This window comes from Zobellella denitrificans, from assembly GCF_002407485.1.
GTDB classification, from domain to species: Bacteria; Pseudomonadota; Gammaproteobacteria; order Enterobacterales; family Aeromonadaceae; genus Oceanimonas; species Oceanimonas denitrificans.
Genome location: NZ_CP012621.1, coordinates 2,292,799 through 2,319,279 on the forward strand (window position 1 = coordinate 2,292,799; position 26,481 = coordinate 2,319,279).

The window sequence follows — 26,481 nt, forward strand, 5'->3', positions numbered from 1 at the left end:
GGAAAAGCCGCGCTCCTTATTGACACCTAACAGCAGAATCCCCCAAGGGGAGTAAGCCTAGCGCTCCTGATCCGGCACCACGTTGACCGGCCGGGCCGCCATCCAGCCAAAGCCGGACTGGAACAGCTGCAGCGCCAGCATGGCGGCCAGGGCCCACTGCCAGGCGCCGCTGATGTCCCGCAGCAGGCCGAGGGAGAAGGGCCCCAATGCCGCCAGCAGGTAGCCGATGCTCTGGGCCATGGCCGAGAGCGCCGTGGCCTGGGCGGTATTGGCGGCCCGCAGCACGAAAAACGACAGCGCCAGGCTGAGCGAGCTGCCGCAGCCCATGCCGATGAGCGAGGCCCACAGCAGCGGTGCCGCCGCCGGCTGCCACCAGAGGCCGGCCACCCCGGTAAAGGAGGCGGCAAAGGTGGCCAGCACCAGCACACGCTGATCCTTCATCCTGGCCGCCATGATGGGCACGAACAGGTTGAAGGGAATGCTCACCAGGTTGATCAGCGCCGTGGCGGTACCGGCCTGGTGGGCATCGAGGCCGCTCTCCAGCAGTATCTTGGGCAGCCAGGTGGCCATGGAGTAGAAGTAGAAGGACTGCAATCCCATGTAGAGGGTGATGGCCCAGGCGGTCTTGTCCCGCCACAGGCTGACTCGCACCGGGTTGCTGGGCCGCCCCACGCCCCTCACCCGGAGCATGGGCAGCCAGAACAACAGGCAGAACAGGGGCAGCAGCGCCCACAGGGCCACCGGATAGCGCCAGTTGCCGAACTGCTCCATCAAGGGCACCGCCAGGTAGACGCCCAGGCCGGCCCCCAGGCTGAGGGTAACCGAGTAGAGGCCGGTCATCAGCCCCACCTGGCGCGGGAAAAACGCCTTGACCAGGCCGGGGATCAGTACGTTGAGCACGGCAATGGCCGAGCCCAGCAGCAGGGTGCCGAGGATCACCAGGGGGAACTGCTCCAGCAGCCGCAGGGACACGCCTGCGCTTATCACCAGCAGGCCGACGATGGCCAGTTGCTGGGGGGCCCAGCGCCGGGTCAGCCAGGGCACGCAGATGGACACCACCCCGAAGCAGATCAGCGGCAAGGTGGTGAGCAGGCTGAAGGCGCTGGCGTTGATGTCGAGCGCCTCGCGGATTTCCACCACCAGGGGGCCCACCACCACCAGGCCGCCGCGCAGGTTGGCGGCCGCCAGCATCAGGGCGGCGATGGCGAGGGCGGCGACGAGGGGGCGGCCCTGGAAGGGGCCGCCGGGCAGATTTTTTATTGTCATTATCTTGGCCTTAACGGGTGTCGATAACGGCGGTCCGGGTGAGACCGGCTCTTGCCGGGTGCCGGAGCCACGGCATTGACTCGCCGGTTATCTTTTGTAGGGCCCCCATGTTAGGAGCTGGTGCCGCCAAGAGCAAGAACCATAAAAATACCATTTGTTTGACGCAGCCCCTGCTCTTGGCAGGGTTAAGCGGTTAATATTAATAAGGAAAGCCGTCACACTGGGAACGCTATGCTGGATCCGAAAGAGATTACCGCCGTTATCCTCGCCGGCGGCGAGGGGCGCCGCATGAACGGCGCCGACAAGGGACTGCTGCCGCTATGGGGCAAGCCCCTGGTCTGCCATGTGCTGGAGCGGCTCAAACCCCAGGTGGGTGAAGTATTGATCAATGCCAACCGCAACCTGGCCGAGTACCGCAAGCTGGCCCCCGTGGTGCGGGACGAAGGCTACGGCTATGTGGGCCCCCTGGCGGGGTTCGAGGCCGGGCTGACCCATGCACCCAGCGAGTGGGTGCTGTTCGTGCCCTGCGACAGTCCCCTGGTGCCGCTCGATCTGGCCAGGCGGCTGTGCACCGCCGTGCAGCGCCACGACCAGATCGCGGTGGTGGACGACGGCCTCCAGCTGCACGCCGCCACCGCCCTGCTGCACCAGTCGCTGCTGCCCTCCCTGTGCAACTACCTGGACGGCGGCGATCGCAAGCTGCAACTGTGGTACGAACGCCACCAGCTGGTGCCGGTGGACTTCAGCGACGAAGCCGAGGCCTTCTTCAACCTCAATACCAGCGAAGCCCTGGCACTGCTGGAACAAAAAGGAAGGGGCTGAGTCGCCCCAGAACCGGATGGCACTGCCCGACGCCCACCCTCCGGACATGACGACAGCACAATCCTAAGCGGTAGGCGCCGCTTCAGCTGGCGCAAACCGTAGGCCGCCCGGGAATGGATAGTTTGGCGTCGTCTGCCCGCCGCGATTACTCGAAATAGCGCACGAACTGGGCCGGATCCCGCTCCGGCAGCTTGCGCACTTCCACCAGCGGGGTGCCCAGGTACAAAAAGCCCACCAGTTGATCCTGCTCGTCCAGGCCGAGTCCGTCGTGAATGGAACGATCGAAGATAAACCAGCCGGAACGCCAGATGCCGTTGAAACCCTGGGCCTGGGCCGCCATCTGCATCGCCATCAGGGCGCAGCCGGCAGACAGCTGTTGCTCCAAAGCCGGCACCTTGTCGTGGGGTTTGACCTTGGCCGCCACGGCGATCACCATTGGCGCACGCAGGGGAGCCTTGCGCGCCTTGTCCACCGCCTCCGGCGCCTCGCCCCTGGCCTCGGCCGCCGCCGCCAGGATCTCCCCCAGCCGGTCGCGCTGTTCACCGGTAAAGACGATAAACTCCCAGGGCGTCAGGGTGGCGTGATCCGGGGCGCGCAGCCCGGCCTTGAAAATGGTGTCCAGTTGTTCGCCCGCCGGGGCCGGCTCGGCCAGGCGGGGGCAGGAATGGCGGTTCAGTAACAGTTCCAGTGCGTTCATCATTTCACTCCGATTTGCAATGGCGCTACCTTAGCAGCCGGCCGGAAGCAAAGCAAAATGCGGAGCAGCGTGAGGGGTGAGGCTAGTATCTCCGCCTCACCCCTCACCCCCTTACTTTCAAATCCTCGCCGCCAGTTCGGCGCCCTGGCGGATGGCGCGCTTGGCGTCCAGCTCGGCGGCCACATCGGCGCCGCCGATCAGGTGCACCTTGCCACCACGGGCCTCCAGCGCCGCCTGCAGGCCGCGCTCCGGCTCCTGGCCGGCGCAGACGATGACGTGGTCCACCGCCAGGCACAGCGGCTCGCCGTCCTTCTCGATATGCAGGCCGTCGTCATCGATGCGCTGGTAGCTTATTCCCCCCCACATCATAACCCCGTGGTGGCGCAGGCTGGCCTTGTGGATCCAGCCGGTGGTCTTGCCCAGGCCCTGGCCCGGGTTGCCGGCCTTGCGCTGCAGCAACCAGACCCGGCGACCGGGCTTGACCGGCGCCGGCGTCATCAGCGCGCCCGGCGCCCGGTACTCCTTGTCGATGCCCCACTCCGCCAGCCAGTGTTCGGCGCCCTGGGCCGGAGTGGCCACCAGGTATTCGGCCACGTCGAAGCCGATGCCGCCGGCGCCGATGATGGCCACCTTCTCCCCCACCGGGACCTGGCGTGCCAGCACGTCCAGGTAGCTCAGCACCCTGGGATGATGGATACCCTCTATCTCCGGAGTGCGCGGGCGGATGCCGGTGGCCAGCACCACCTCGTCGAACGCCGAAAGCCGCTCGGGCGTGGCTTCTGTGCCCAGGCGCAGGTTCACCTCGCTTCGCGCCAGCCGCTCCCGGAAGTAGCGCAGGGTTTCAAAAAACTCCTCCTTGCCCGGGATCTGCTTGGCGTAGTTGAACTGGCCGCCGATGTCCGCTGCCCGGTCGAACAGGGTCACACTATGGCCGCGCGCCGCCGCCTCGCAGGCGAAGCTCAGCCCCGCCGGCCCCGCGCCCACCACCGCCAGCCGTTTGGGGGCCGTCGTGGGCAGGAAGTTCAGTTCGGTCTCGTGGCAGGCCCGGGGGTTGACCAGGCAGGAAGCGCGCCGGCCCTTGAAGATATGATCCAGGCAGGCCTGGTTGCAGGCGATGCAGGTGTTGATAAGCTCGGGCGTGCCCGCCGCCGCCTTGGCGACGAAGTCCGCGTCCGCCAGGAAGGGCCGGGCCAGGCACACCAGATCCGCCTGGCCGCCGGCCAGTATGGTTTCCGCCACCTCGGGGGTGTTGATGCGGTTGGTGGCCACCACCGGCACCGACAGCGCCCGGCGCACCCGCTCGGTGACCCAGCTGAAGGCGGCCCGGGGCACGCTGGTGGCGATGGTGGGCACCCGCGCCTCGTGCCAGCCGATGCCGGTGTTGATGATGGTCACCCCGGCCCGCTCCAGGGCCTGGCCCAGGGCGATCACCTCTTCCAGGGTCGAGCCCTGCTCCACCAGATCCAGCATCGACAGCCGGAAGATGATGATAAAGTCCTCGCCCACGGCGGCGCGCACCGCACGCACCGTTTCCAGCGCAAAGCGGTTGCGGCGCCCGGCGTCGCCGCCCCAGCCATCGTCCCGCCGGTTGGTGCGGGCGCAGATAAACTGGTTGATGAGATAACCTTCGGATCCCATGATCTCCACCCCGTCGTAACCGGCCTCCCGCGCCAGGCGGGCGGTGTTGGCGAAGTCGTCGATGCAGTTGCGGATCTGTCGCTCGCTCATCACCGCCGGCTTGAACGGACTGATGGGCGCCTGCTCGGGCGAGGGCGCCTGCAGGAAGGGATGGTAGGCATAGCGCCCCGCGTGCAGTATCTGCAGCGCTATCTTGCCGCCCTCTTGGTGCACCGCTTCGGTCACCAGCCGGTGCCTGGCCAGTTGCCAGGGAAAGCTGAGCTGGGCGGCGTGGGGCATCAGCCGGCCGCGGAAGTTGGGGGCGATGCCGCCGGTGATGATCAGTCCCACCCCGCCCCGGGCCCGTTCCCGGTAAAAGGCGGCCAGCTTCTTGAAGCCGCCTTTTTCTTCTTCCAGGCCGGTGTGCATGGATCCCATCAGGACCCGGTTTTTCAAGGTGGTAAAGCCCAGATCCAGGGGGGCCAGTAAATGGGGGTAACGGCTCATGATCCCTCCGCCGACAAATGCGATGATGACCCGCTCAGGCTAATGGATTAAAACACCTTTTTCAAACACTTGTTTTACATCCGGTAATCATGGCATTCGTGGTATTGTGCCGCCGCCCACGTCATAATAGGTTGATTCGACAATTTTTCTTATTAGGGCGTCGCTATGTGGTCTGCCATCAAATGGTTTTTCCGCACCCTGGGCCGGGTGCTGAACGCCATTCGCATGTTGATTATCAACCTGATTTTTCTGGCCGTTCTGGTCTCCTTCATCCTGATCTTCACCGCCAGGGAAGAAACACCCCGGCTGCCGGACAGCGCCGCCCTCAGCCTCACCATCACCGGCCCCATCCTGGAGCAGGACGATCCGGTCAGCCCGCGCCGCCTGGCCCAGAAGTGGCTGGCCGGCGACAGCACGCCGCCGCCCATGACCCTGGGCCAGATCAAGGAAGCCCTGGATCGGGCCCGCAACGACGACCGCATCCAGGCCCTGGTGCTCCGGCTGCAGAACATGACCGAGTCCAGCCTGACCCGGCTGGACGAAGTGGGCGAGGCCATCGAGGGCTTCAAGACCTCGGGCAAGCCGGTCTTCGCCATCGGCGACTACTACACCCAGAGCCAGTACTACCTGGCCGCCCACGCCGACGAGATCCTGCTCAACCCGGCGGGAGCCGTGACCATCCAGGGCATGGGCGTGTACCGGCTGCACTACAGGTCGGCCTTCGAGCGTTTCAACATCACCCCCCACGTATTCCGGGTGGGCACCTACAAGTCCTTCGTGGAGCCCTACCTGCGTGACGACATGTCCGACGAAAGCCGGGAAGACACCCTGCGCTGGCTGAACCAGCTGTGGCAGCACTACCAGGACAACATCGTCACCCTGCGCGGCATCCCCGCCGACCATATCAGCCCGAACAAGGACCAGTTGCTGCGCCGCTTCCGCGCCGTGGGTGGCGATCCGGCCCGCTATGCCCTGGAGATGGGGCTGGTGGATCGCCTGGCCAGCCGCACCGAGATGCTGGAAACCGTGGCCGAGCAGGTGGGCTGGGACAGCCAGGCCAACCAGTACATGGGCGTGGAGATCCCCACCTACCTCAACCGCAGCGAGCGCCGGCGCCCCAGTGCCCCGGCGGTGGGGCTCATCACCGCCAGCGGCGCCATCATGAGCGGCGAGGCCGGCGGCAATACCATCAACGACGAGTACGTCAGCCAGTTGATCGAGGAAGCCCGGCTGGATGCGGATATCCAGGCCCTGGTGCTGCGCATCGACAGCCCCGGCGGCAGCGCCTTCGCCGCCGAGCAGATCCGCACCGCCCTGCTGCAGTTCAAGGGCAGCGGCAAGCCGCTGGTGGTGTCCATGGGCAGCACCGCCGCTTCGGGCGGCTACTGGATAGCGGCGGACGCCGACCGGATCTACGCCGCCCCCACCACCCTCACCGGCTCCATCGGCGTGTTCGGCCTCTTCCTCACCTTCGAGGAAGCCTTCGAAAAACTCGGCCTCAACACCGACGGCGTGGGCACCACCGACTTCGTCGGCGCCGGCATCACCACCGGCCTGCCCGAACACACCAAGGAGCTGATCCAGCTCGGGGTGGAGCACACCTACGACCAGTTCGTGAGCCTGGTCGCCGATGGCCGCGGCCTGAGCCCGGAGCAGGTGGAACGCGCCGCCCAGGGCCACGTCTGGACCGGGGCGGATGCCAGGGAACTGGGCCTGGTGGACGAGCTGGGCTACCTGGACGACGCCCTGGCCGCCGCCGCCGAGCTGGCCGGCCTGCCGGAATTCAGGGTCAAACCGGTGCGGTTGCAGCCTTCCGCCAAGGAGGTGCTGCTGGAGCAGTTGCTGCTGGACTCGGGCAATACGCTGACCGGCCTGGTGCAAAGCGCCCTGCCCGCCGCCCTGCGTCCGGCCGGTGAGCAGTTGAGCCGGGAGCTGGCCACCCTGGCCCGCTTCGACGATATCAGGGGCCAGTACGTATTGTGCGTGGAATGTCAGGAGTTCTGATGGACAAGAAGAAGATCTATATCGCCTACACCGGCGGCACCATCGGCATGCAGAAATCCGCCAAGGGCTACGTGCCCCTGGCGGGCTTTATGACCGACACCCTGGCCAACACCCCGGAGCTGCACCGCCCGGAAATGCCCGACTACCATCTCCACGAATACGATCCCTTAATCGACTCCTCGGACATGACCCCCGCCGACTGGCAGCGCATCGCCGACGACATCAAGGCCAACTACGACAGCTACGACGGCTTCGTGGTGCTGCACGGCACCGACACCATGGCCTTCACCGCCTCGGCGCTGTCGTTCATGCTGGAGGATCTGGCAAAGCCGGTGATCGTCACCGGCTCCCAGATCCCCCTGGTGGAACTGCGCTCGGACGGGCGCAACAACCTGCTCAACGCCCTCTATATCGCCGCCGAGTACCCCATCCACGAGGTGGGGCTGTTCTTCAACAACCGGCTGTACCGGGGCAACAGGGCCAGCAAGGTGCATGCCGACGGCTTCAACGCCTTCGACTCCCCCAACTTCCCGCCCCTGCTCAACGCCGGCATCCATATCAGCCTGGAGGCGGGCGAACTCGGCACCCCCACCGGCAAGCCGCTGACGGTCAGCCCCATCACCCCCCAACCCATCGGCGTGGTCACCCTGTATCCGGGCATTTCCGCCGAGGTGATCGGCAACCTGCTGCGCCAGCCGGTCAAGGCGTTGCTGCTGTTGTCCTACGGGGTGGGCAACGCGCCCCAGAACGACGCCATGCTCAAGCTGCTGGCCGAGGCCTCGGCCCGGGGCGTGGTCATCGTCAACCTCACCCAGTGCCTGCGCGGCTCGGTCAATATGGAAGGCTACGCCACCGGCCACGCCCTGGCCGAGGCCGGGGTGATCTCCGGCTTCGACATGACCACGGAAGCGGCGCTGACCAAACTGCACTACCTGCTCAGCAAGCAGCTGCCGCCGGAACAGATCCGCAAGCTGATGGGCCAGAGCCTGAGGGGCGAACTAAGCCCGGCGGGATAGCCGGAGGCTGGAGGCTGGAGGCTGGAGGCTGGAGGCTGGAGGCTGGAGGCTGGAGGCTGGAGGCTGGACGATAATGGCTGACAAGACGGAACTCAATCAACAAAGACGGCGGTTCTGGGGCGCGGGCGGCCCGCCCGCATGAGGGTGACACCGAGGTGAGCGAAGGCACAGTCCAACCCGTGATGCCTGTTCTGCCTCGCGCCTTTCCAACCCTTGTGGTGGCAGGGCTGGCCGAGGTTCGCGCTACGCGCGAAGGCAGGCGGGCCGCCTGCGCTCCACCAGCAAGGCACACATCTGCACACGGCGGTGTTTTCCTGCCGATAAGAGTGGCAGGGATAGCACACACCTGACAGCTCGGTTTTTAAACGCTATGGCACTCTAACTCTCCGGCACCGCCAGCCATTGAATGGGGTGGCCGGTGTGCTCGGCAAAGCGCAGCAGATCGGCGCGGCTCAGCAGCAGGGTGGCGGTGTTGCGCAGGGGATGGCAGTGAAAGTCGTCCCCGTCCTTCAGCTCCTCGTCCAGCCACAGTTCCACCTGTTGCTCCACGTCGTTCACCAGCGCCAGCACCGACACCTGGCCGGGAGCCACGCCCAGGTAGCGCTCCAGCCGCTCGGCCGAGGCGAAGCCGATGCGCGACCAGCCCTGCTGACGGGACAGGGCCTTGAGATCCACCTGCTTGCCGGGCCGGGTCAGCAGCAGGGCGTGGCGGCGACCGTAGTTATCCCGCAGGAACAGGTTCTTGAGCCGGGTGCCGGGCCTGTCCACCAGCAGCCGGTCGGCGTCGTCGCAACGGTGCAGCGACGGGTGTTCGATAAGCGGCGGCCGGATCTGCCAGTCGGCCAGCCGCGCCATGATGTCCATGATTGCTCTCCGTTTTTCAGCCATCGGCATAAGATATGCCTTCTTTGGATAGCGGATACCGGCGAAATATGCTGTTATCAGGCTATTGTTTCAATCGATACCATTACCATTTATGAGCCTATTATCCAAGGTCAAACTGTCCATCCTGGACCTGGTGCATATCCGTAGCGGTTTCGACGCCGCCGACGCCATCGCCAACTCGGTCGCCCTGGCCCGCCATGTGGAGGGCCTCGGCTTCGAGCGCTTCTGGCTGGCGGAACACCACAACCTGGACGGCATCGCCAGCTCCGCCACCGCCGTGCTGGTGGGCCATATCGCCGGCCACACGGCCCGCATCCGGGTCGGCTCCGGCGGCATCATGCTGCCCAACCACCCGCCCCTGGTGGTGGCCGAGCAGTTCGGTACCCTGGCCACCCTTTACCCGGGGCGTATCGACTTGGGACTGGGTCGGGCCCCGGGCACGGATCCCGACACCATGCGCGCCCTGCGCCGCCGGCCGGAAGACGGCGAGGACTTTCCCGAGCAGGTACAGCAGTTGCGGCAACTGCTGGGGCCGGCACATCATGGCCAGAAGCTGATGGCCATCCCCGGCGCCGGCACCAATGTGCCCATCTGGCTGCTCGGCTCCAGCCTGTTCAGCGCCCAGCTGGCGGCGCAGCTCGGCCTGCCCTACGCCTTCGCCTCCCACTTCGCGCCGCGCATGCTGCATGAGGCGGTGGCCATCTATAAAGACCGGTTCCAGCCTTCGGACGTGCTGGCCGAGCCCTACCTGATGCTGGGCGTGCCGGCCATCGTCGGCGACAGCGACCGGGAGGCCGAGTTCCTGGCCAGCACGGCGCAACAGAAGGTGCTGTCGCTGTTGCGCGGCGAGGGCCGACAACTGCAGCCGCCGGTCACCGACATGGATCAGCGCTGGCTGCCCCACGAGCAGCGCGGGGTGGAGGGTTTTCTCGGCGCCGCCGTCATCGGCGGCCCGGCCCGGGTGGCGCAGCAGCTGGAAATGCTGCTGGCCCGCACCGGCGCCGACGAGCTGATGCTGGTGTCCGATATCTACGATCAGGGCGCCCGCCACCACAGCCTGTCGCTGCTGGCGGGCCTGGTGGGGTGAGGATTAGCGCGCCGGATTGACCGCCAGCACCCCGGCGCGGATCACCGACTGCTCGGCGATAAGCGGGTTGACCACGGCGCGGCTCGCCTGGTAGTGCGGGGTTTCCTTGTGGGCCGCCAGGGCCGCTTCGTCCTCATAGATTTCGTACAGCCAGAACAGCTCGGGATCCGCCTTGTCCTGCAGCACGTCGAAGGTGTGGCAGCCGGGCTCGTCGCGCACCGAGGCGGCGGCGTTTTGCAGCATGGCGTCGAGAAAGGCCTGGGTGGTGCCGGGCTTGAGCTTGGTTTTGACAATAATTGAATACATTGTAAACTCCATTTGTTTATTTTAATTAAACAAACAGTACACAATATTTTCCGTAAAGAGACAAGGAGCCCCGCCATGGAAAGACCCGGTCGTTTCAACGGCATGCGCCATATCGCCTTCACCATGCCCAACCTGGAAGAATGCGTGCAGTTTTACACCGAGATCATGGGCATGGAGATACTGAACCGGGCCCACGAGGATCTGGTGTACCTCACCTGCGGCAACGACAACCTCTCCCTGGGCCGTTCCGATCTGCCCGCCAGCGGCGTGCAGCGCATGGATCACTTCGGCTTTATCGTGGACAGCAAGGAAGAGCTGGACCAGTGGTACCTGTACTTCAAGAGCAAGGGCGTCACCCTGCTGGACCGGCCCTTCGACCATGGCGACGGCGCCCGCAGCTTCCATATCACCGATCCCGCCGGCAACGTGATCCAGCCTATCTACCACCCGGCCATCTCCGGCCAGCGCTTCAGCCTGCCGGAATAAATCCCGCTTTCCCCCTTCGCCGTGGTTTTCCCTGCCACGGCTTTCCGTTATGGTAAGGACATAGTGCGTACGCACCCCGATTTTTACTGCATCCGAGAAACCTATGTCCTTGCATACCGATGAACTGAGGAGTCGCCGGCTGGCGGCCCTGATCACCCCGCACCAACTGAGCGAACAATACCCCCTGTCCGACACCATGGCCGAGACCGTGCTCGGCGCCCGGGCCGAGATCGAAGCCATCCTCACCGGCGCGAGCGACAAGCTGCTGGTGATCATCGGCCCCTGCTCCATCCACGACCCGGCCGCCGCCCTGGCCTACGCCGAGCGGCTGGCGCCGCTGCGCGCCCGCTACGCCGACAAACTGTGCATCGTGATGCGCACCTACTTCGAGAAGCCGCGCACCATCGTCGGCTGGAAGGGGCTGATCAACGATCCGCACCTGGACGGCAGCTTCGATGTGAACACCGGCCTGGGCCTGGCGCGCAAGCTGTTGTGCGACATCAATGCCCTGGGGCTGCCCACCGCCACCGAATTCCTGGATATGGTGACCGGCCAGTATATCGCGGACCTGATCAGCTGGGGCGCCATCGGCGCGCGCACCACCGAATCCCAGGTGCACCGGGAAATGGCCTCGGCCCTGTCCTGCCCGGTGGGCTTCAAGAACGGCACCGACGGCAATATCCAGATCGCGCTGGACGCGGTGCGGGCGGCGAGCCACCCCCATATCTTCTGCTCGCCGGACAAGGATGGCCGCATGACCATCTACCAGACCGACGGCAACCCCTACGGCCACCTGATCCTGCGCGGCGGCAAGGCGCCCAACTACGATGAAGAGAGCATCCGCCAGGCGGCCGAGGGGCTGGCCGCAGTCGGGCTCTCCCCCCGGCTGGTGGTGGATCTCAGCCACGGCAACAGCCAGAAGCAACACCAGCGCCAGCTGCTGGTGGCACAAGACATCTGCCGCCAGCTGCGCCGGGGCAGCCGCCATATTGCCGGCATCATGGCCGAGAGCTTTATCGAGCCGGGCCGCCAGGAGGTGGTGAACGGCAAGGCCGAGGTGTTCGGTCAGAGCATCACCGACGCCTGCCTGGGCTGGACAGACAGCGAACAACTGCTGGAGATGCTGTACCAGGCTGAAAGCTGAAAGCTGGAGGCTGGAAGCTGGAAGCTGGAAGCCTGGCTCTTGGTCACAAGTTTCTATTGACTTTCGAACAGACAAAACATCGGCCAAAGCGCACAGCTCCTCCGGCACGCCGTGAATCCGTCCCTGGAGGCTCCGCCGCGCCCTCCCTGGCGCGGAGGGCCGGCGGAGCTGCGCCCTTTGCCCTCCCTGTCGCCCCGCAGCCGCCTGTTGGCACCATCTTCAGGCGGTAGCGGGGCTGGCAAGAGGCAACAGGGATGGCCTCCGCCGACCGTCACCTGCCAGGGATGGCAGGTGCGAGCGTACAGGGATGTATTCACAGCGTGTCGGCGGAGGTGGCCCTGTTGCCTCTTAATCTGCGTCAAATCAGACAGTCGGACTTGTGACCAAGAGTCAGGCTGGAAGCTGGAAGTGATGATGGCTGCGATTTATTGCAAAATCGCAGCTTTTTTGTTGCCGCTCTGTGTGGGAACGCAGGACGGAAAGCCAGGCAACACCCTGTTTAAGAACAAGCCCGATGCCACATCCACAAGGGTTTGTCGTCCAGCTTCCGGCTTCTAGCATCCGGCTTCGGTGTCGGGCAGCAGCAGCCGGGCGCCGTCCTGCTCCAGCAGCCGCACCCGGACGCCGAACACCTCGGCAATCAGCTCGGGCGTCACCACTTCGGGCCCGCCCCGGGCGGCGAGCCGGCCCCGGTGCAGGCACCAGATGTCGTCCCCGAACTGGCAGGCCAGGTTGATATCGTGGATGGAGGCCACCACCGCCAGCCCCCGGTCGGCACAGCGGCGCAGCAGGCCCAGGGTGGCGAGCTGGTGCCGCCAGTCGAGCCCGGCCAGGGGCTCGTCCAGCAGCAGCAGGGCGCCGTCCGGGTTCACCTTGGGATCCAGCTGCAACACCGTTTTCGCGATCAGCAACCGTTGCTGCTCCCCCCCCGACAGGGCGGCCAGGGGCCTGTCGTAGAGGGGTTCCAGCCCCAGTTCCGGCGCCAGGGCGGCGATGGCCCGGCACAGGGCCTCGCTCACCCCGCCCACCGGCTCGGCGGCCAGGGCCAGCAGCTCGTAGCCGCGCAGTCCCTGGGGCAGTGGCACCTGCTGGGTGAGCATGGCCCTGTGGCGGGACAGCTCAAACAGATCGAACGCGTCGAGATCCCGGCCCGCCAGTCGCACCCGGCCCTCGCCTTCGGCCAGCCCGGCGGCGCCCGCCAGCAGGCTGGATTTGCCGCTGCCGTTGGGACCGATCAACAGGGTGAGGCGGCCGGCCCGGAATTCACCGCTGACCGGGCCGACCCGGCCGGCCAGGGCGAAGTCCTCAAGCGCCAGCATGACGGCGCACCAGCAGCCAGATGAACACCGGCGCCCCCAGGGTGGCGGTGACGGCGCCGATGGGCAGCTCTCCCACCGCCAGGGCCTGGCGCGCCGCCACGTCGGCCAGGGTCAGCAGCGCGGCCCCCGCCAGCACGGACGCGGGCAGCAAAAAGTGCTGCCGGCCCCCGGCCAGCAGCCGCAGCAGGTGGGGCACCACCAGGCCGACAAAACCGATCACCCCGGCCATGGCCACGCTGAAGGCGGTGAGCAGGCACACCGCCAGCACCAGCCGGGGCCGCAGCCGGTGTACGTCCAGCCCCAGCAAGCGGGCCTGGTTTTCGCCCAGCGCCAGCAGATCGAGCCGCCGCCCCTGCCCCATCAGCCAGCCCAGGGTCAGCACCGCCGGCAGCCACCACCAGAACGACAGCTGCTGGCCATAGCCCAGGCTGCCCATCATCCAGAACAGGAAGGTGCGCAGGGAGGCGTCGTCGGCCAGGTACAGCAGCCAGGTGAGGATGGCGTTGGCGAAGATGGCCACCGCCACCCCGAACAACAACAGGGCGCCCTGGCCCAGGCGGCGTCGGGCCAGGGCCAGCAAGAGCCCGGTCACTACCAGGGCGCCGGCGAAGGCCGCCAGCGACAGGCTCCAGTAGGGCAACGCCAGGCCGAGCCGGGCAGAAAAGAAGAGGGTGAGCACCGCCGCCAGGCTGGCGCCGCTGGAGATGCCAATCAGCCCCGGCTCGGCCAGGGGATTGTGCAGCAGCACCTGCAGCACGGCGCCGCACAGGGCAAGGCTGGCTCCCACCAGCACCGCCAGCAGGGTGCGCGGCAGGCGCAACTGCCAGAACACCTGCTGCTCCAGCGCCGACACCGGCCGCCACAGGGCCTCTATGCCCACCCCCACGGCGCCGAGCTGCAGGCTGAGCAGCACCGCCGCCGCCAGGGCCAGGCCCAGCCCCAGCAGCCAGTAACGGTATTTTTGTTGTTGTCGGATAAGCAGCGCGCTCAGCACCATGGGCTCTCGTCGGCGGAAAAGGGCCATGGTACCACCCTTGGCGGGACGGCAAAACCGGCGGACAGGGTGCCGGACAACTCCTTTTCTCGAGACCCCCTGATCTGCCCGGCCAAGGCTGTTACACTGGAATATTCCCAACCGGAATAGGTAACACCATGCTGCTCGAAGGACTGGAAACCCTCGCCCTGCTGGCCCAGGAAAAGACCATGGGCAAGGTGGCCGGCCGGCTCTATATCACCCAGTCGGCGGTGAGCAAGCGGATCAGCAACCTGGAGGCCCGCCTCGGCAAAAAGCTGGTGGAGCCGGACGGGCGCCACCTGCGCCTCACCCCCGATGCCCTGGCCCTGCTGGAGCGCATCGGCCCCAGCCTGGACGAACTGAGGGGACAGCTGTTCGACAGCCAGCACCTCACCGATCAGAGCCGGCTTGCCATCGCCTGCTCCGAGACCATACTGGCCGGCTACCTGGGGCCACTGCTCAACCGCCATCTGCGCCGCGATCCCTACCTGCAGTTTTCCACCCACCACACCCCGGTGATCCTGGAGCGGGTGCGCGCCGGCGACGCCGTGCTGGGCGTCTGTGCCGGGGAAATCCTCCACGCCCGGGGGCTGGAGGTGGTGCCGCTGCTGGAAGAAGACATGGTGCTGGTGTCGCCCGAGCCGCCGGACTTCGGCCAGTCGCTGGCGGTGGTGACCATCGATCTCGGCAACCCGGCCAACCGCTACCTGGAGCACCGGCTGCGCAGCGTCGGGCTCACGCCCTGGATGCAGATGGACTCCTACTTCGCCGCCGCCGAGCTGGGCCGGGCCGGAGTGGCGCCGGCGGTGGTGCCGCTCGGGGTGGCCCGGCTGATGGGCATAGCCCCGGCCCTGCAACATGCCCCGCCTGCGGGCAGCCGCCTGACCCGGCCGGTCAGCCTGGTGTTCCGGCCCAGCTCGCGCAAGCGGGAGCGGCTGGCCAGCCTGATCAGGGTGCTGGAGCGGCATTTCGCCGGGCTGGCGGGGTAAAGCGGCGCGGCGGGCGCTCCCGTAGGGTCCGTTTCAACGGACCATTCCAGCCACGGCACCGGGATTCGGTCGACTGAAGTCGACCCTACGACGACCCTACGGGACCGCCCCGTCATCGACGCCGCTACCCCACCCAGGCGAACCATTCCGGGTGCTGCTGCCACAACAGCCGCACCGACATCACCAGCGACACCGTCACCAGCATGGGGCGGATGATGCGGGTGCCCCTGGTCACCACCATCTTCGAGCCCAGCCGGGCGCCGACGAACTGGCCGAGAGCCATCGACAGGCCGGCCACCCAGGCCACCTGGCCGCCCAGGATAAAGAACAGCAGGGAGGCGATGTTGGAGGTGAAGTTCAGCAGCTTGGTATGGGCGGTGGCCCTGGCCATGCTGAAACCGGCCAGGGCGATAAAGCCCAAGGCAAAGAAGGAGCCGGTGCCGGGGCCGAAGAAGCCGTCGTAAAAGCCCACCCCGGTGCCCACCAGCAGGGCGAAGGGGATCATGCCCAGGCGCCGGTGGCGATCCTCGTCCCCCACCCGGGGCGAAAACAGGAAATAGAGGGCGAAGGCAGCCAGCAGGAAGGGCAGCACCTTCTGCAACAGGCTGGCGTCGATGCGCTGCACCAGCAGGGTGCCCAGCGTGCTGCCGACAAAGGTGCAGGCCACCGCCCATTTCATGCTGCGCCAGTCGATAAGGCCCCGCCGCAGGTAGTAAAGGGTGGCGGAGAAGGAGCCGAAGCTGCTCTGCAGCTTGTTGGTGGCCAGGGCCATGGTCGGCGGCATGCCGGTGGCCAGCAGCGCCGGTACCGTGATCAGGCCGCCACCACCGGCAATGGCGTCGATAAAGCCGGCCAGCAGGGCGGCCAGGGCCAGCAGGCCCAGTGTCAGTAAATCCAGTTCCATTATTATCCCGTACCGCAACAAGAAGGTGCCCAGCCTACCAGCCTGGCCGGGCCGGCGACAGCGAAACCCCGGACTGACACCTATTCCTATTATTCATAGATATATCATAAGCACAGAGGTGGCGCCTGGCCATTCAGCCCGGCGGGCGGCTATGGTAACGTAGGCCCGTACCCACGAGGAGATAATAAAATGACGGATTCCGTACTGAGTCTGCTGCCCAATGATTTTCCCGATGCCGACGACCGCGCCGTTCTCGACACCGGCGTGCGCCAGCTGGTGCTGGCCGGCGGCTGCTTCTGGTGCACCGAGGCGGTCTACCGCCAACTGGAGGGCGTGCTGAACGTGGTGGCCGGTTATGCCGGCGGTACCGCCGACACCGCCAACTACGACAGCGTCTGCAGCGGCACCACGGATCACGCCGAGGCCATCTGCATCGAATACGACAGCGCCCAGATAGGTCCTGCCACCCTGCTCAAGGTGTTCTTCGGCATCGCCCACGACCCCACCCAGCTCAATCGCCAGGGCAACGATCTCGGTCGCCAGTACCGCTCGGCGGTGTTCTACCGGGACGACAACGAGCGCCGGCTGGCGGCGGACTATATCGCCCTGCTGGAAGAGCACGGCGTGTTCAGGGCACCCATCGTCACCACCCTGGAACCCTTGAATGCGTTTTATCCGGCCGAGGGCTATCATCAGAACTATGCGGCGGCGCACCCCAACCAGCCCTATATCGCCGCCGTGGCCCAGCCCAAGGTGGCCAAGGTGCAGCATTACTTCAAACACCGGCTGAAAAAGGATCTGTAACCATGGCGCAAACTCCCAGCCCCTACGACCTCAGTCCTCCCGGGCCCGAGCAGTTGCAGCAACTGGCCGAAGGGCTCAGCCCGGAAGAGCGCCGCATCCTGCTCAACCAGGGCACCGAACCCCCGTTTTGCGGCGGCCTGCTCGACAATCACGAAGAAGGCAGTTACGTGTGCCGGCTGTGCGCCCTGCCGCTGTTTTCTTCCGCTTGCAAGTTCGAGTCCGGCTCCGGCTGGCCCAGCTTCTACGCGCCCTACCACCCGGATCATATCCGCGAGCTGGTCGATCTCAGCCACGGCATGCGCCGGGTCGAGATCCGCTGCGCCCGTTGCGATGGCCACCTGGGCCATGTGTTCCCCGACGGCCCCGCCCCCACCGGCCTGCGCTATTGCCTGAACTCGGCCTCCCTCGATTTCTGCGCCGAGGGCACGCCCAAGCCGGATCCGCTGCGGCGGGGAGAACGCGACTTTTTATAGGAGACCGCCATGGCGGACAGCAGTGGTACTGAAGGCAGGTTCGAGCAACTCAAACAGGTCCTCACCGACAGTCCGCTGCTGGTCAACGGCTTCGACCGGCAGGGCCGTTGCACGCTGTGGAACCCGGCATGCGAGCGGCTGTTCGGCTGGCGTTTCGAGGAGCTGGCAAGCCACCCGGATCCCCTGGCCCTGTTCTACCCCGACGAGGACGTCCGCCAGGCGGTGAAGAACGGCTTTCTCGCCCCCGCCGGCTCCGGCTTTCAGGAGTGGGCCCCGCTCACCCGCCAGGGCAAGGTACAGCCCTGCCTGTGGGCCAACATCATGCTGCCCAACGGCGAGCTGATCTGCATCGGCCACGACATCAGCGAGCAGAAGCAGGCCGAAACCCAGCTGCAAATGGCTGCCCGGGTGTTCGAATGCAGCACCGAGGGCATCCTTATCACCGATGCGGACAACCGCATCATACGGGTCAATCCCGCCGTCACCCTGATCACCGGTTACAACACCGAGGAACTGCTCGGCCAGACTCCCGCCCTGCTCGCCTCGGGCCGTCACGACGCCGACTTTTTCGAGGCCATGTGGCATCGCCTGGCGACGGAGGATCACTGGCGCGGCGAGATCTGGAACCGGCGCAAGAACGGTGAGATCTATCCCCAGTGGCTGGCCATTTCCGCCCTGCGCGACCGGCAGGGGCGGATCAGCCACTATGTGGCGGTGTTCAGCGACATCAGCCAGCTCAAGGCGGACACCGCCGAACTCGAGCATATCGCCCAGTACGACCCCCTCACCGGCGTACCCAACCGCCGGCTGCTGGCCGACCGCCTGCTCCAGGCCATGGCCCGGGCCAGGCGCCTGGGCAGCCAGCTGGCGGTGTGCTACCTGGATCTGGACGGCTTCAAGCAGGTCAACGACCGGCACGGCCACCCCGCCGGCGACCAGTTGCTCATCGAAATCAGCCGCCGTCTCACCCACATACTGCGCCAGTACGATACCCTGGCGCGGCTGGGCGGCGACGAGTTTGTGCTGTTGTTCGCCGAACTGCAGCACAGCGAGGACATCGCTCCCATCCTCTCCCGGGTGCTGGCGGCGGTGGCCGCCCCGGTCGAGCTGGACGACGCCCGGGTGCAGGTGTCCGCCAGCATCGGCGTGACCTTCTATCCCCACGACGACGGCAGCGCCGATCTGCTGCTGCAGCACGCGGATCAGGCCATGTATCACGCCAAGCAGGGCGGCAGAAACCGCTACCGGTTCTACGATCCCGGCCAGCAGGCGGAGCAGCAGAGCCGCCAGCACCAGTTGAAGGCCCTGGAGCAGGCCCTGCAACGCCGCGAATTCGTCCTCTACTACCAGCCCAAGGTAGATCTGCTCAACGGCCGGGTGATCGGCCTGGAGGCGTTGATCCGCTGGCAGCACCCGCAGCTGGGGTTGCTGGTGCCCGCCGCCTTTCTCCATCAACTGGCCGGCAGCCGGCTGGAGTGGGCCCTGGGGCAGTGGGTGCTCGACTCGGTGCTGCACCAGCTCGCCGACTGGCAGGAGCAGGGCCTGGCGCTGGGCGTCAGCCTCAATATCAGCGCCGATCACCTGCTGCAACCGGATTTTGTCGGCCAGCTGGAAGCCAGCCTGGGGCGCCATCCCCAGGTACCGGCGGGTCACCTGGAGCTGGAATTCCAGGAAATCGCCGTCATCCGCCAGCGGGAGCAGCTGACCCGGGTGCTGGAGCAGTGCCACCGGCTGGGCGTTCAGGTCGCGCTGGACAACTTCGGCACCGGCCTCTCCGCCCTTTCCTCCCTGCGCACCCTGCCGCTGGACAGGGTCAACATCGACCACAGCTTCGTCAGCGACATGCTCAGCAACACCGAGGATCTCGAGCTGGTCAGCAGCATGCTGCAACTGGCCCGCACCTTCCACCATCCGGTGGTGGCCGAGGGGGTCGAAAGCCCCGAGCTCGGCGCCCTGCTGCTCCGGCTGGGTTGCCATTTCGCCCAAGGCTACGGCATCGCAGAGCCCATGCCGGCGGAGCAGGTGCCCGCATGGATCCGGCGCTGGCATGAGCAGGCCCTGTGGTCCGATCTTCGGAGCCGGCCGGACGCGGGTTAGTCCGCCTCCAGCCGGCGCACGAAATCTTCGATCACCATGTCGTAGAGCCGGTCCTTGAGGAAGAGATCCTCCACCCCGTGATCGATATTGGGGTTGTCGTTCACCTCAATCACCGCCACCCGGCCCTTGCCTTCCTTGATGTCCACCCCGTAAAGGCCGTCGCCGATGGGCCTGACCGCCTTGAGGGCGGCGTTGATCACCGCCTTGGGCGCCTCGAAGGTGGGCAGGGTGACGAAGCCGCCGGAGTCCGCTTCCCGGCCGTTGCCGTTGTGGCGGTAGATCTGCCAGTGCCCCTTCACCATAAAGTATTTGCAGGCGAAGATCGGCTGGTGGTTGAGCACCCCGATGCGCCAGTCGAACTCGGTGAAAAAATACTCCTGGGCCAGCACCAGGGCCGAGGCGTTGCGCAGTTTGCCCAGGGTGTCCACCAGCGCCGCCCGGTCGGCCACCTTGTATACCCCGCGGGAAAAGGCGCCGTCGGGGATCTTAAGCACCAGGGGGTAGCCCAACTCCCGCTCCAGCCAGTCGGCGGCATCCTTCTGTTTGGGATTGACCATCAGCGTCTTCGGCGTGGGCACCCCGTGCTTGGCGAAACTCTCCGCCAGGAAGATCTTGTTGGCGCAGCGCAGTATGGAGGTGGGCGAGTCGATCACCACCAGGCCCTCGTGCTCCGCTTTCTGGGCGAAGCGAAAGGTGTGGTGGTCGATGGCGGTGGTCTCGCGGATAAAGAGGCCGTCGTACTCCGCCAGCCGCTGGTAGTCCTTGCGGGTGATCATCTCCACGTTCACCCCGGCCCGCTCCCCCGCCTTGACGAAGCGCTTGAGCGCCTTGGGATCCGAAGGCGGCAGCGCTTCCTCCGGGTTGACCAGCATCGCCAGATCGTAGCGATAGCGCTTCACCGACTTGGGCTTGCGCCAGATGATGCGGGAATAGGCTTCGAGGGCGTTGGCAAACTGGTCTTCCTCCTCCCCCACCAGATCCCGGGGTGCCAGGGTAGCCAGGCCGGTCAGTTCCCAATGGGTACGCTTTTTAAAACCGAGTTCCATGATGGGGCACGGCAGCCGCTCGAACAGCTCACGGCACAGGTTGCCCAAGCCCGGCACCTGGCAGTGGCCGAAATAGCTTTTGATTTTCAGCTGTTTCACAGGTTCGCCGCTGGCCAGCCACTGGTCGAGCGCCTCGGACACGCCGTCGAAGCCGAAGGCGAACAAGCCCTTGTTGCGCAGGTTGTTGAGGGTGGACACCGAGGGGATCACGTTCTGCCCCCGGGCCTCCGCCAGCAAGGAGCAGTAATAGCCGTTGGAAAGGTACTTGCCGGTCTTGCACAGGTTGATGACTCGGGTGCGGGGCGCGTTTTTGGCCGGCGCCTGCTTGAGATAGCTCTCGAAATCGACCAGGTTTTCGGAAGGAAAATAGGGCTCCCAGGCGCTGAGTTCATCGACCACCAGGATCAGTTGGGTCATGGGAAAATCCGTGTTGGTTGCTGACGTTGTGGTTGCCTCACTCTACCGCCAAATCCGCCCGCCGGGCATGGAAATTTACTCGCTGGCGGAATATTTTTGACGTATGTTGAAACGACCCACATGGCCCATCCGGTGACCTATGTCCGACCCCGTCGTCCGCCCCGCCCGCAAGTCCGAACTCACCGCCCTGCTCGCCCTCGAGGCCCGCTGTTTCGAGCAGGACAGGATCAGCCGGCGCAGCTTCCAGCGCTTTATCGAGCATCCCCAGGACATGCTGCTGGTGGCCGAGCTCGGCGACCGGCTGCTGGGCTATATACTGGTGCTGTTTCGCCGCAACACCCGCCTGGCCCGGGTCTATTCGGTGGCGGTCGCGCCCGACGCCCGCGGCCTGGGGCTGGGCCGGCTGCTGATGCTCGCCGCCGAGGACGGCGCCCGGGACAAGGGGGCCGTGTTCATGCGGCTGGAGGTGCGCGCCGACAACACCGCCGCCCAGAACCTCTACCAGCGGCTCGGCTACCGCCAGTTCGGGGTCTTCCACGACTATTACGAGGATCACCAGACCGCCCTGCGCTACCAGAAGCGCATCCACCACTACCATCCCCTCACCGGCGCCAAGGCCGTGCCCTATTATCGCCAGACCACCGAGTTCACCTGCGGGCCGGCCTCGCTGATGATGGCGGTGAGCGCCCTGGATCCGGACTACCGGCCGGAAATCGACGAAGAGCTGCAGCTGTGGCGCGAGGCCACCACCATCTTCATGACCCAGGGCCACGGCGGCTGCGGCCCCCACGGCCTGGCCCTGGCCGCCAAGCGGCGCGGCTTCGAGGTGGAGCTGATGCTGAACCAGCAGGGGCCGCTGTTCGTCAGCAGTGTGCGCACCCCCGACAAGAAGCTGATCCTCGAACGGGTGCACGAACAGTTCCTGGCCCAGATGGCCGGACTCGGCATTAGCCCCCGCTACGGCAACTTCAGCCTGGAGCAACTGGAGCAGGGGCTGTCCCGGGGCCGGCTGCCTCTGGTGCTGATCAGCACCTACCACCTGGACGGGCGCAAGGCCCCCCACTGGGTGCTGGTGTGCGCCATCGACAAGGAGTTCGTCTATATCCACGACCCGGACATCGACGACGACGCCGGCGAAAGCCCGGTGGACAAGCAGTACCTGCCGATAGAGCGCAGCCGCTTCGACCGCCTGGCTCGCTACGGCCAGAACGGCCTGCGCACCCTGGTGTGGGTATACAAGAACTGAGCCGCCCACGGTATGGACAGGAGCTGTCGGTCGCGGATTGTCGTCCGGCGCCACGAGAAAACAAAAAAGTCATTTAATAACAACAACTTGATAAAAATATCCGACAAAGGGACTCAAACCATCCCAAACCCGCCTGCTTCCCTTGTGGCGTTGCCCCTGTATAGTTCGTTCAAGTTGAACAGCCTGACAGAGAAGTCCGCATGTTGAAGAAAAGCCTTACCCTGAGCCTGCTGCTGCTCGGCGCGACGCCCGCCATGGCCGGCGAAACCCTCAACACCATTATCGGTGGTGGTGCCGGCGGTGCCGCCGGGGCCGTTATCGGCAAACAGATGGCCGGCGACACCGGCGCCCTGGTGGGGGCCGCCCTGGGTGGTGCCGCCGGTGGCGCCGCCACCGCCAACCGGGGCAACAAGAACGAAGCCGCCCTGGGTGGTGCCGTGGGAGCCCTGGGCGGCGCGGCGCTCGGCAAGAACGTGGCCGGCGACAGTGGCCAGGTGATCGGCGCCGGCATCGGCGGGGCCGCGGGCTCGGCGCTGGGTGCCAAGTCCGGCGATAACCACAAGGTGGTGCACCACCATTACCACGGCAAGAAGAAATGGAAGAAAAAACACCGCCGTTGGGATGACTGACATGCGAAAGCCCGGCGCAAGCCGGGCTTTCTTTTGCTCGACCGAAATCGACCACCGGAGCGCAGGCGGCCCGCCTGCATTCCCGCGCAGCGGGAAACCGACCGTGCAACGCCTTTGCGGGCGAGCCGCCCGCGCCCCACAAAGGGCCTTTTTGTTACTGGCTGCGCGGGTGGAACTTTATCTTAAGAAAGATCAAGCCCGCCCCCATGAGGGTGCCCAGGGGAAAGGACGGCAGTTGCACCGCCACCAGCACCCAGAAGGGCCATTGCTTGCCCATGCCTTCCGTCGACAGATAACCGGCCCAGGCCCGGCGGCACAGCCATAGCCAGGCCCCCACCAAAAAAGCGATAAACAGCCACAACAAGGGCCCCTGCAGGGCGGCCTCCTGCTCGCCGTTATCCACCGCCTGCTGCATCAGCATGCCGCTGCCGACGAGCAGCAGGCTGATCAGCACCGCCTGCACAATGATGATCACTTTCGCCAGGGTATCGGCGCTTTCCACTTTCATTGTCGTCTTCCTGTCATCTTATCGTTATCAAACTGCCATTTTTGCCTTCTAGCATGGCGTGGTCGTAACCCCATGTGAGCAAAGGATAAATTAAAAATGAGCCAGTTTGAACGAAAGGATGAGCTGAACCACCCGCGCCATGACACTCCCGAATTCACCCGCATGGTCGAACAGGGCCTGAGCCGTCGCCGTTTCCTCGGTGGCGCCGCCGCCCTGGGTGCCGCCGCCTTCTTCGGTGCCTCGCCGATTTCCCGCGCCATCGCCGCCGCCACCGGCAAGAGCCCGTTGCTGGGCTTCAAGGCCGTGCCCGCCAGCACCGAAGACACCATAGTGGTACCGGAAGGCTACAAGGTGGAGCGGCTGATCTCCTGGGGTGACCCCCTGTTCTCCAAGGTGGCCGAGTTCAAGGACAAGGGCGGCAACACCGCCGCCGATCAGGCCGGCCAGTTCGGCGACAACAACGACGGCATGAGCTTCTTTACGGTGGACGACAGCACCGCCATCCTGGCCATCAACAACGAATACACCAACTACGAGCTGATGTTCCCGCACCAGGGCAAGAACATGAGCGAAGACGACGTCCGGCGCGCCCAGGCTGCCCATGGCGTGTCCGTCATCACCATCAAGAAGCAGGCCGACGGCTGGCGCTTCGAGAAGGACGGCAAGTATAACCGCCGCATCGACGCCAACACCCCCATGGCGATCAGCGGCCCGGCCAGGGGCCACGCCCTGATGCAGACCAGCGCCGACCCCAAGGGCGAGCGGGCGCTCGGCACCTTCAACAACTGCGCCAACGGCATGACCCCCTGGGGCACCTACCTCACCTGTGAGGAAAACTTCAACGGCTACTTCGGCACCGACGGCGAAGCCGAACTCTCCCCGGCCCTGGCCCGCTACGGCGTGGCCACAGAAGATGCCGGCTACCAGTGGCACCGGTTCGACGAGCGCTTCGACTTGGCCAAGCACCCCAACGAGCCCAACCGCTTCGGCTGGGTGGTCGAGATCGACCCCAGGGATCCCTCGTCCACCCCCGTCAAGCGCACCGCCCTGGGTCGCTTCAAGCACGAGAACGCCGAGCTGGTGATCGACCGGGACGGCCATGTGGTGGTGTATCTCGGCGACGACGAGCGCGGCGAGCACCTGTACCGCTTCGTCAGCAAGCACAAGTACAACCCTGAGGATCAGGCCGCCAACCGCAACCTGCTGGAAGACGGTACCCTGTACGTGGCCCGGTTCCACAATGGCCCCAACGGCGCACTGAAAGGCAAGGGCGAATGGATTGAACTCTCCTTCGGCAAGAACGGCCTGACCCCGGAAAACGGCTTCAACAGCCAGGCCGAGGTGCTGATCCACGCCCGCCTCGCCGCCACCCAGGTGGGTGCCACCACCATGGACAGGCCCGAGTGGGTGGCGGCCCACCCCACCGAGCCGGTGGTGTTCTGCACCCTGACCAACAACAAGAACCGCGGCACCAAGGACAACCAGCCGGTGGACGGCCCCAACCCCCGCGCCGAAAACCACTACGGCCAGATCGTGCGCTGGCGTCCGGCGGGTGGCCGCCACACCGCCGCCGAGTTCGACTGGGATCTGTTCGTGCTGGCCGGCAACCCCGAGGTGCATAACGGCAGTCTCTACGCCGGCTCCGCCAACGTCAACGCCGACAACATGTTCAACAGCCCGGACGGCATCGGTTTCGACCAGGGCGGCCGGCTGTGGATCCAGACCGACGGCAACTACTCCAACCAAGGCGACTTCGCCGGCCAGGGCAACAACCAGATGCTGTGCGCCGACCCGGACAGCGGCGAGATCCGCCGCTTCCTCACCGGCCCCGTGGCCTGTGAAGTGACCGGCCTGGCCTTTACCCCGGATCAGAAGACCCTGTTCGTGGGCATCCAGCATCCGGGCGAAGAGCTGGCCGGCTCCCACTTCCCCCTGGGCGGCGACAGCACGCCCCGCTCCAGCGTGATGGTCATCACCCGGGAAGACGGCGGCATCATCGGCGCCTGAACGACGCCAGTCTGAACAAAGGGGCCGGAGTACTCACTCCGGCCCCTTTTTTATGGAACCGTGATCTTCCCCCGCTTTTGCTGTTACCCTGTGGCCATGGCGTTTCTGTTCCAACTCATTAATACCGTTAAGGAAATCCCATGAAATACAGAAAACTGGGCAACACCGACCTCGATGTCAGCCTGATTGGCCTGGGCACCATGACCTGGGGCGAGCAGAACACCGAGGCCGAGGCCCACGCCCAGCTCGACCTGGCCCTGGATCAGGGCGTCAACCTTGTCGACACCGCCGAGATGTACCCGGTGCCGCCGCGCCAGGAAACCCAGGGGCGCACCGAAACCATGATCGGCAACTGGCTGGCCGCACGCGGCAACCGCGACAAAATAGTGCTGGCCACCAAGGTGGTGGGGCGCGCCCACGATCCCAAGCGCCCCTCCTACTTCCGCGACGGTCAGCCCAAGTTGGACAGGGCCAATATCGTCGCCGCCCTGGACGACAGCCTGCGCCGGCTGCAAACCGACTACATCGACTTCTACCAACTGCACTGGCCGGATCGCACCACCAACATGTTCGGCCAGCTCGGCTTCGAGACCCTGGTGGAGGAAGAGAGCGTCCCCATCGAGGAAACCCTGGCGGTGCTGGACGAGCTGGTGAAGGCGGGCAAGATCCGCCATATCGGCGTGTCGAACGAAACCGCCTGGGGCGTGCACAAATTCCTGGCCGCAGCGGACAAACTCGGTTTGCCGCGCATCCAGGGCATCCAGAACCCCTACAACCTGCTCAATCGTACCCACGAGGTGGGGCTGTCGGAATTCAGCCTGCGCGAGCGGGTGGGCCTGCTGGCCTACTCGCCGCTGGCCTTCGGCATGCTGAGCGGCAAGTACGAGAACGGCGCCCGGCCGGAAAACGCCCGCCTCACCCTGTACAGCCGCTTCCAGCGCTACTGCAACCCCCAGGCCCGCGCCGCCACCAGCGCCTACGTGGCCCTGGCCCGGGAGCACAGCCTGACCCCGGTGCAACTGGCCCAGGCCTTCGTCAACAGCCGGCCCTTCGTCACCAGCAACCTGATCGGCGCCACCACCCTGGCACAGCTGAAGGAAAACATCGCCTCGGTGGAGGTCGAACTGAGCGAAGCGGTGCTGGCCGGCATCGCCGAGATCCACCGCCAGTGGTCCAATCCGGCGCCCTGA

24 protein-coding genes are annotated in these 26,481 nt (G+C 65.8%); 14 read left to right on the forward strand and 10 right to left on the reverse strand.

Features of this window, described 5'->3' with window-relative positions; translation table 11 throughout:
* Positions 1-57: 57 nt before the first annotated feature.
* Positions 58-1,266 (reverse strand): CynX/NimT family MFS transporter, encoded by a 1,209-nt coding sequence (locus tag AN401_RS10785; protein ID WP_094041058.1) that lies wholly within the window; start codon positions 1,264-1,266, stop codon positions 58-60.
* 231 nt (positions 1,267-1,497) lie between these two features.
* Between AN401_RS10785 and mobA the strand changes: the two genes are divergently transcribed.
* On the forward strand, positions 1,498-2,088 hold the full coding sequence (mobA, locus tag AN401_RS10790; protein WP_094041057.1) for a molybdenum cofactor guanylyltransferase MobA: 591 nt from the start codon (positions 1,498-1,500) through the stop codon (positions 2,086-2,088).
* 145 nt (positions 2,089-2,233) lie between these two features.
* Here mobA and AN401_RS10795 read toward each other — a convergent pair whose 3' ends face one another.
* Both AN401_RS10795 and AN401_RS10800 read right to left on the reverse strand, forming a co-directional pair.
* Positions 2,234-2,785 (reverse strand): NAD(P)H nitroreductase, encoded by a 552-nt coding sequence (locus tag AN401_RS10795; RefSeq protein ID WP_094041061.1) that lies wholly within the window; start codon positions 2,783-2,785, stop codon positions 2,234-2,236.
* 117 nt (positions 2,786-2,902) lie between these two features.
* On the reverse strand, positions 2,903-4,909 hold the full coding sequence (locus AN401_RS10800; protein ID WP_096779347.1) for an NADPH-dependent 2,4-dienoyl-CoA reductase: 2,007 nt from the start codon (positions 4,907-4,909) through the stop codon (positions 2,903-2,905).
* A gap of 165 nt (positions 4,910-5,074) precedes the next feature.
* Between AN401_RS10800 and sppA the strand changes: the two genes are divergently transcribed.
* Together sppA and ansA are read left to right on the forward strand one after the other, a co-directional pair.
* Complete coding sequence (gene sppA, locus AN401_RS10805; protein WP_096779348.1) at positions 5,075-6,913, forward strand: signal peptide peptidase SppA; 1,839 nt, start codon at positions 5,075-5,077, stop codon at positions 6,911-6,913.
* Positions 6,913-7,929 (forward strand): asparaginase, encoded by a 1,017-nt coding sequence (gene ansA, locus AN401_RS10810; RefSeq protein ID WP_096779349.1) that lies wholly within the window; start codon positions 6,913-6,915, stop codon positions 7,927-7,929. The genes sppA and ansA overlap by 1 nt, the downstream gene beginning before the upstream one ends.
* Before the next feature lie 378 nt (positions 7,930-8,307).
* On the opposite strand, the gene AN401_RS10820 is transcribed toward ansA, so the two are convergent.
* Complete coding sequence (locus tag AN401_RS10820; RefSeq protein WP_096779350.1) at positions 8,308-8,793, reverse strand: prolyl-tRNA synthetase associated domain-containing protein; 486 nt, start codon at positions 8,791-8,793, stop codon at positions 8,308-8,310.
* A gap of 112 nt (positions 8,794-8,905) precedes the next feature.
* Here AN401_RS10820 and AN401_RS10825 point away from each other — a divergent pair, with 112 nt between their 5' ends.
* Positions 8,906-9,901 (forward strand): LLM class flavin-dependent oxidoreductase, encoded by a 996-nt coding sequence (locus AN401_RS10825; RefSeq protein WP_096779351.1) that lies wholly within the window; start codon positions 8,906-8,908, stop codon positions 9,899-9,901.
* Between the two features lie 3 nt (positions 9,902-9,904).
* On the opposite strand, the gene AN401_RS10830 is transcribed toward AN401_RS10825, so the two are convergent.
* Positions 9,905-10,207 (reverse strand): putative quinol monooxygenase, encoded by a 303-nt coding sequence (locus AN401_RS10830; protein WP_096779352.1) that lies wholly within the window; start codon positions 10,205-10,207, stop codon positions 9,905-9,907.
* A gap of 75 nt (positions 10,208-10,282) precedes the next feature.
* Here AN401_RS10830 and AN401_RS10835 point away from each other — a divergent pair, with 75 nt between their 5' ends.
* Both AN401_RS10835 and AN401_RS10840 read left to right on the forward strand, forming a co-directional pair.
* Positions 10,283-10,693, forward strand: coding sequence for a VOC family protein (locus AN401_RS10835; protein WP_096779353.1), 411 nt, complete (start codon positions 10,283-10,285; stop codon positions 10,691-10,693).
* Between the two features lie 103 nt (positions 10,694-10,796).
* The gene (locus tag AN401_RS10840) at positions 10,797-11,837 is read left to right on the forward strand and encodes a 3-deoxy-7-phosphoheptulonate synthase (RefSeq protein ID WP_096779354.1); all 1,041 of its coding nucleotides are present in this window, start codon (positions 10,797-10,799) and stop codon (positions 11,835-11,837) included.
* Positions 11,838-12,391: 554 nt separating this feature from the next.
* On the opposite strand, the gene AN401_RS10845 is transcribed toward AN401_RS10840, so the two are convergent.
* Both AN401_RS10845 and btuC read right to left on the reverse strand, forming a co-directional pair.
* Positions 12,392-13,156 carry a vitamin B12 ABC transporter ATP-binding protein BtuD gene (locus AN401_RS10845; RefSeq protein WP_096779355.1) on the reverse strand — a complete coding sequence of 255 codons (765 nt, stop codon included), beginning with the start codon at positions 13,154-13,156 and terminating at the stop codon, positions 12,392-12,394.
* Entirely contained in the window at positions 13,143-14,180 is a 1,038-nt protein-coding gene (gene btuC, locus AN401_RS10850) for a vitamin B12 ABC transporter permease BtuC (protein ID WP_408645698.1), read from the reverse strand. Before btuC ends, AN401_RS10845 begins: the two co-directional genes overlap by 14 nt.
* A gap of 128 nt (positions 14,181-14,308) precedes the next feature.
* Here btuC and AN401_RS10855 point away from each other — a divergent pair, with 128 nt between their 5' ends.
* Positions 14,309-15,160 carry a LysR family transcriptional regulator gene (locus AN401_RS10855; RefSeq protein WP_096779357.1) on the forward strand — a complete coding sequence of 284 codons (852 nt, stop codon included), beginning with the start codon at positions 14,309-14,311 and terminating at the stop codon, positions 15,158-15,160.
* 124 nt (positions 15,161-15,284) lie between these two features.
* Here AN401_RS10855 and AN401_RS10860 read toward each other — a convergent pair whose 3' ends face one another.
* A complete protein-coding gene (locus tag AN401_RS10860; RefSeq protein ID WP_094040853.1) occupies positions 15,285-16,064 on the reverse strand; it encodes a TSUP family transporter in 780 nt (259 codons plus the stop codon).
* Between the two features lie 189 nt (positions 16,065-16,253).
* On the opposite strand from AN401_RS10860, the gene msrA reads away from it, so the two are divergent.
* The 3 genes from msrA to AN401_RS10875 are packed head-to-tail and all read left to right on the forward strand — an operon-like array spanning position 16,254 to position 19,438.
* Positions 16,254-16,868, forward strand: coding sequence for a peptide-methionine (S)-S-oxide reductase MsrA (msrA, locus tag AN401_RS10865; RefSeq protein WP_096779358.1), 615 nt, complete (start codon positions 16,254-16,256; stop codon positions 16,866-16,868).
* 2 nt (positions 16,869-16,870) lie between these two features.
* Positions 16,871-17,341 (forward strand): peptide-methionine (R)-S-oxide reductase MsrB, encoded by a 471-nt coding sequence (gene msrB / locus AN401_RS10870; protein ID WP_094040851.1) that lies wholly within the window; start codon positions 16,871-16,873, stop codon positions 17,339-17,341.
* A gap of 9 nt (positions 17,342-17,350) precedes the next feature.
* Entirely contained in the window at positions 17,351-19,438 is a 2,088-nt protein-coding gene (locus AN401_RS10875; protein WP_094040850.1) for a sensor domain-containing protein, read from the forward strand.
* Here AN401_RS10875 and AN401_RS10880 read toward each other — a convergent pair.
* Entirely contained in the window at positions 19,435-20,901 is a 1,467-nt protein-coding gene (locus tag AN401_RS10880; protein ID WP_094040849.1) for a RimK family protein, read from the reverse strand. The genes AN401_RS10875 and AN401_RS10880 overlap by 4 nt on opposite strands.
* Before the next feature lie 139 nt (positions 20,902-21,040).
* Here AN401_RS10880 and AN401_RS10885 point away from each other — a divergent pair, with 139 nt between their 5' ends.
* Complete coding sequence (locus tag AN401_RS10885; RefSeq protein ID WP_096779359.1) at positions 21,041-22,147, forward strand: GNAT family N-acetyltransferase/peptidase C39 family protein; 1,107 nt, start codon at positions 21,041-21,043, stop codon at positions 22,145-22,147.
* A 200-nt stretch (positions 22,148-22,347) separates the two neighbouring features.
* Entirely contained in the window at positions 22,348-22,776 is a 429-nt protein-coding gene (locus tag AN401_RS10890) for a hypothetical protein (protein ID WP_096779360.1), read from the forward strand.
* Positions 22,777-22,930: 154 nt separating this feature from the next.
* Here AN401_RS10890 and AN401_RS10895 read toward each other — a convergent pair whose 3' ends face one another.
* Positions 22,931-23,284, reverse strand: coding sequence for a hypothetical protein (locus AN401_RS10895; protein ID WP_096779361.1), 354 nt, complete (start codon positions 23,282-23,284; stop codon positions 22,931-22,933).
* A 96-nt stretch (positions 23,285-23,380) separates the two neighbouring features.
* Here AN401_RS10895 and AN401_RS10900 point away from each other — a divergent pair, with 96 nt between their 5' ends.
* Together AN401_RS10900 and AN401_RS10905 are read left to right on the forward strand one after the other, a co-directional pair.
* Complete coding sequence (locus AN401_RS10900; protein ID WP_094040845.1) at positions 23,381-25,291, forward strand: PhoX family protein; 1,911 nt, start codon at positions 23,381-23,383, stop codon at positions 25,289-25,291.
* 140 nt (positions 25,292-25,431) lie between these two features.
* Positions 25,432-26,481 (forward strand): NADP(H)-dependent aldo-keto reductase, encoded by a 1,050-nt coding sequence (locus tag AN401_RS10905; protein WP_096779362.1) that lies wholly within the window; start codon positions 25,432-25,434, stop codon positions 26,479-26,481.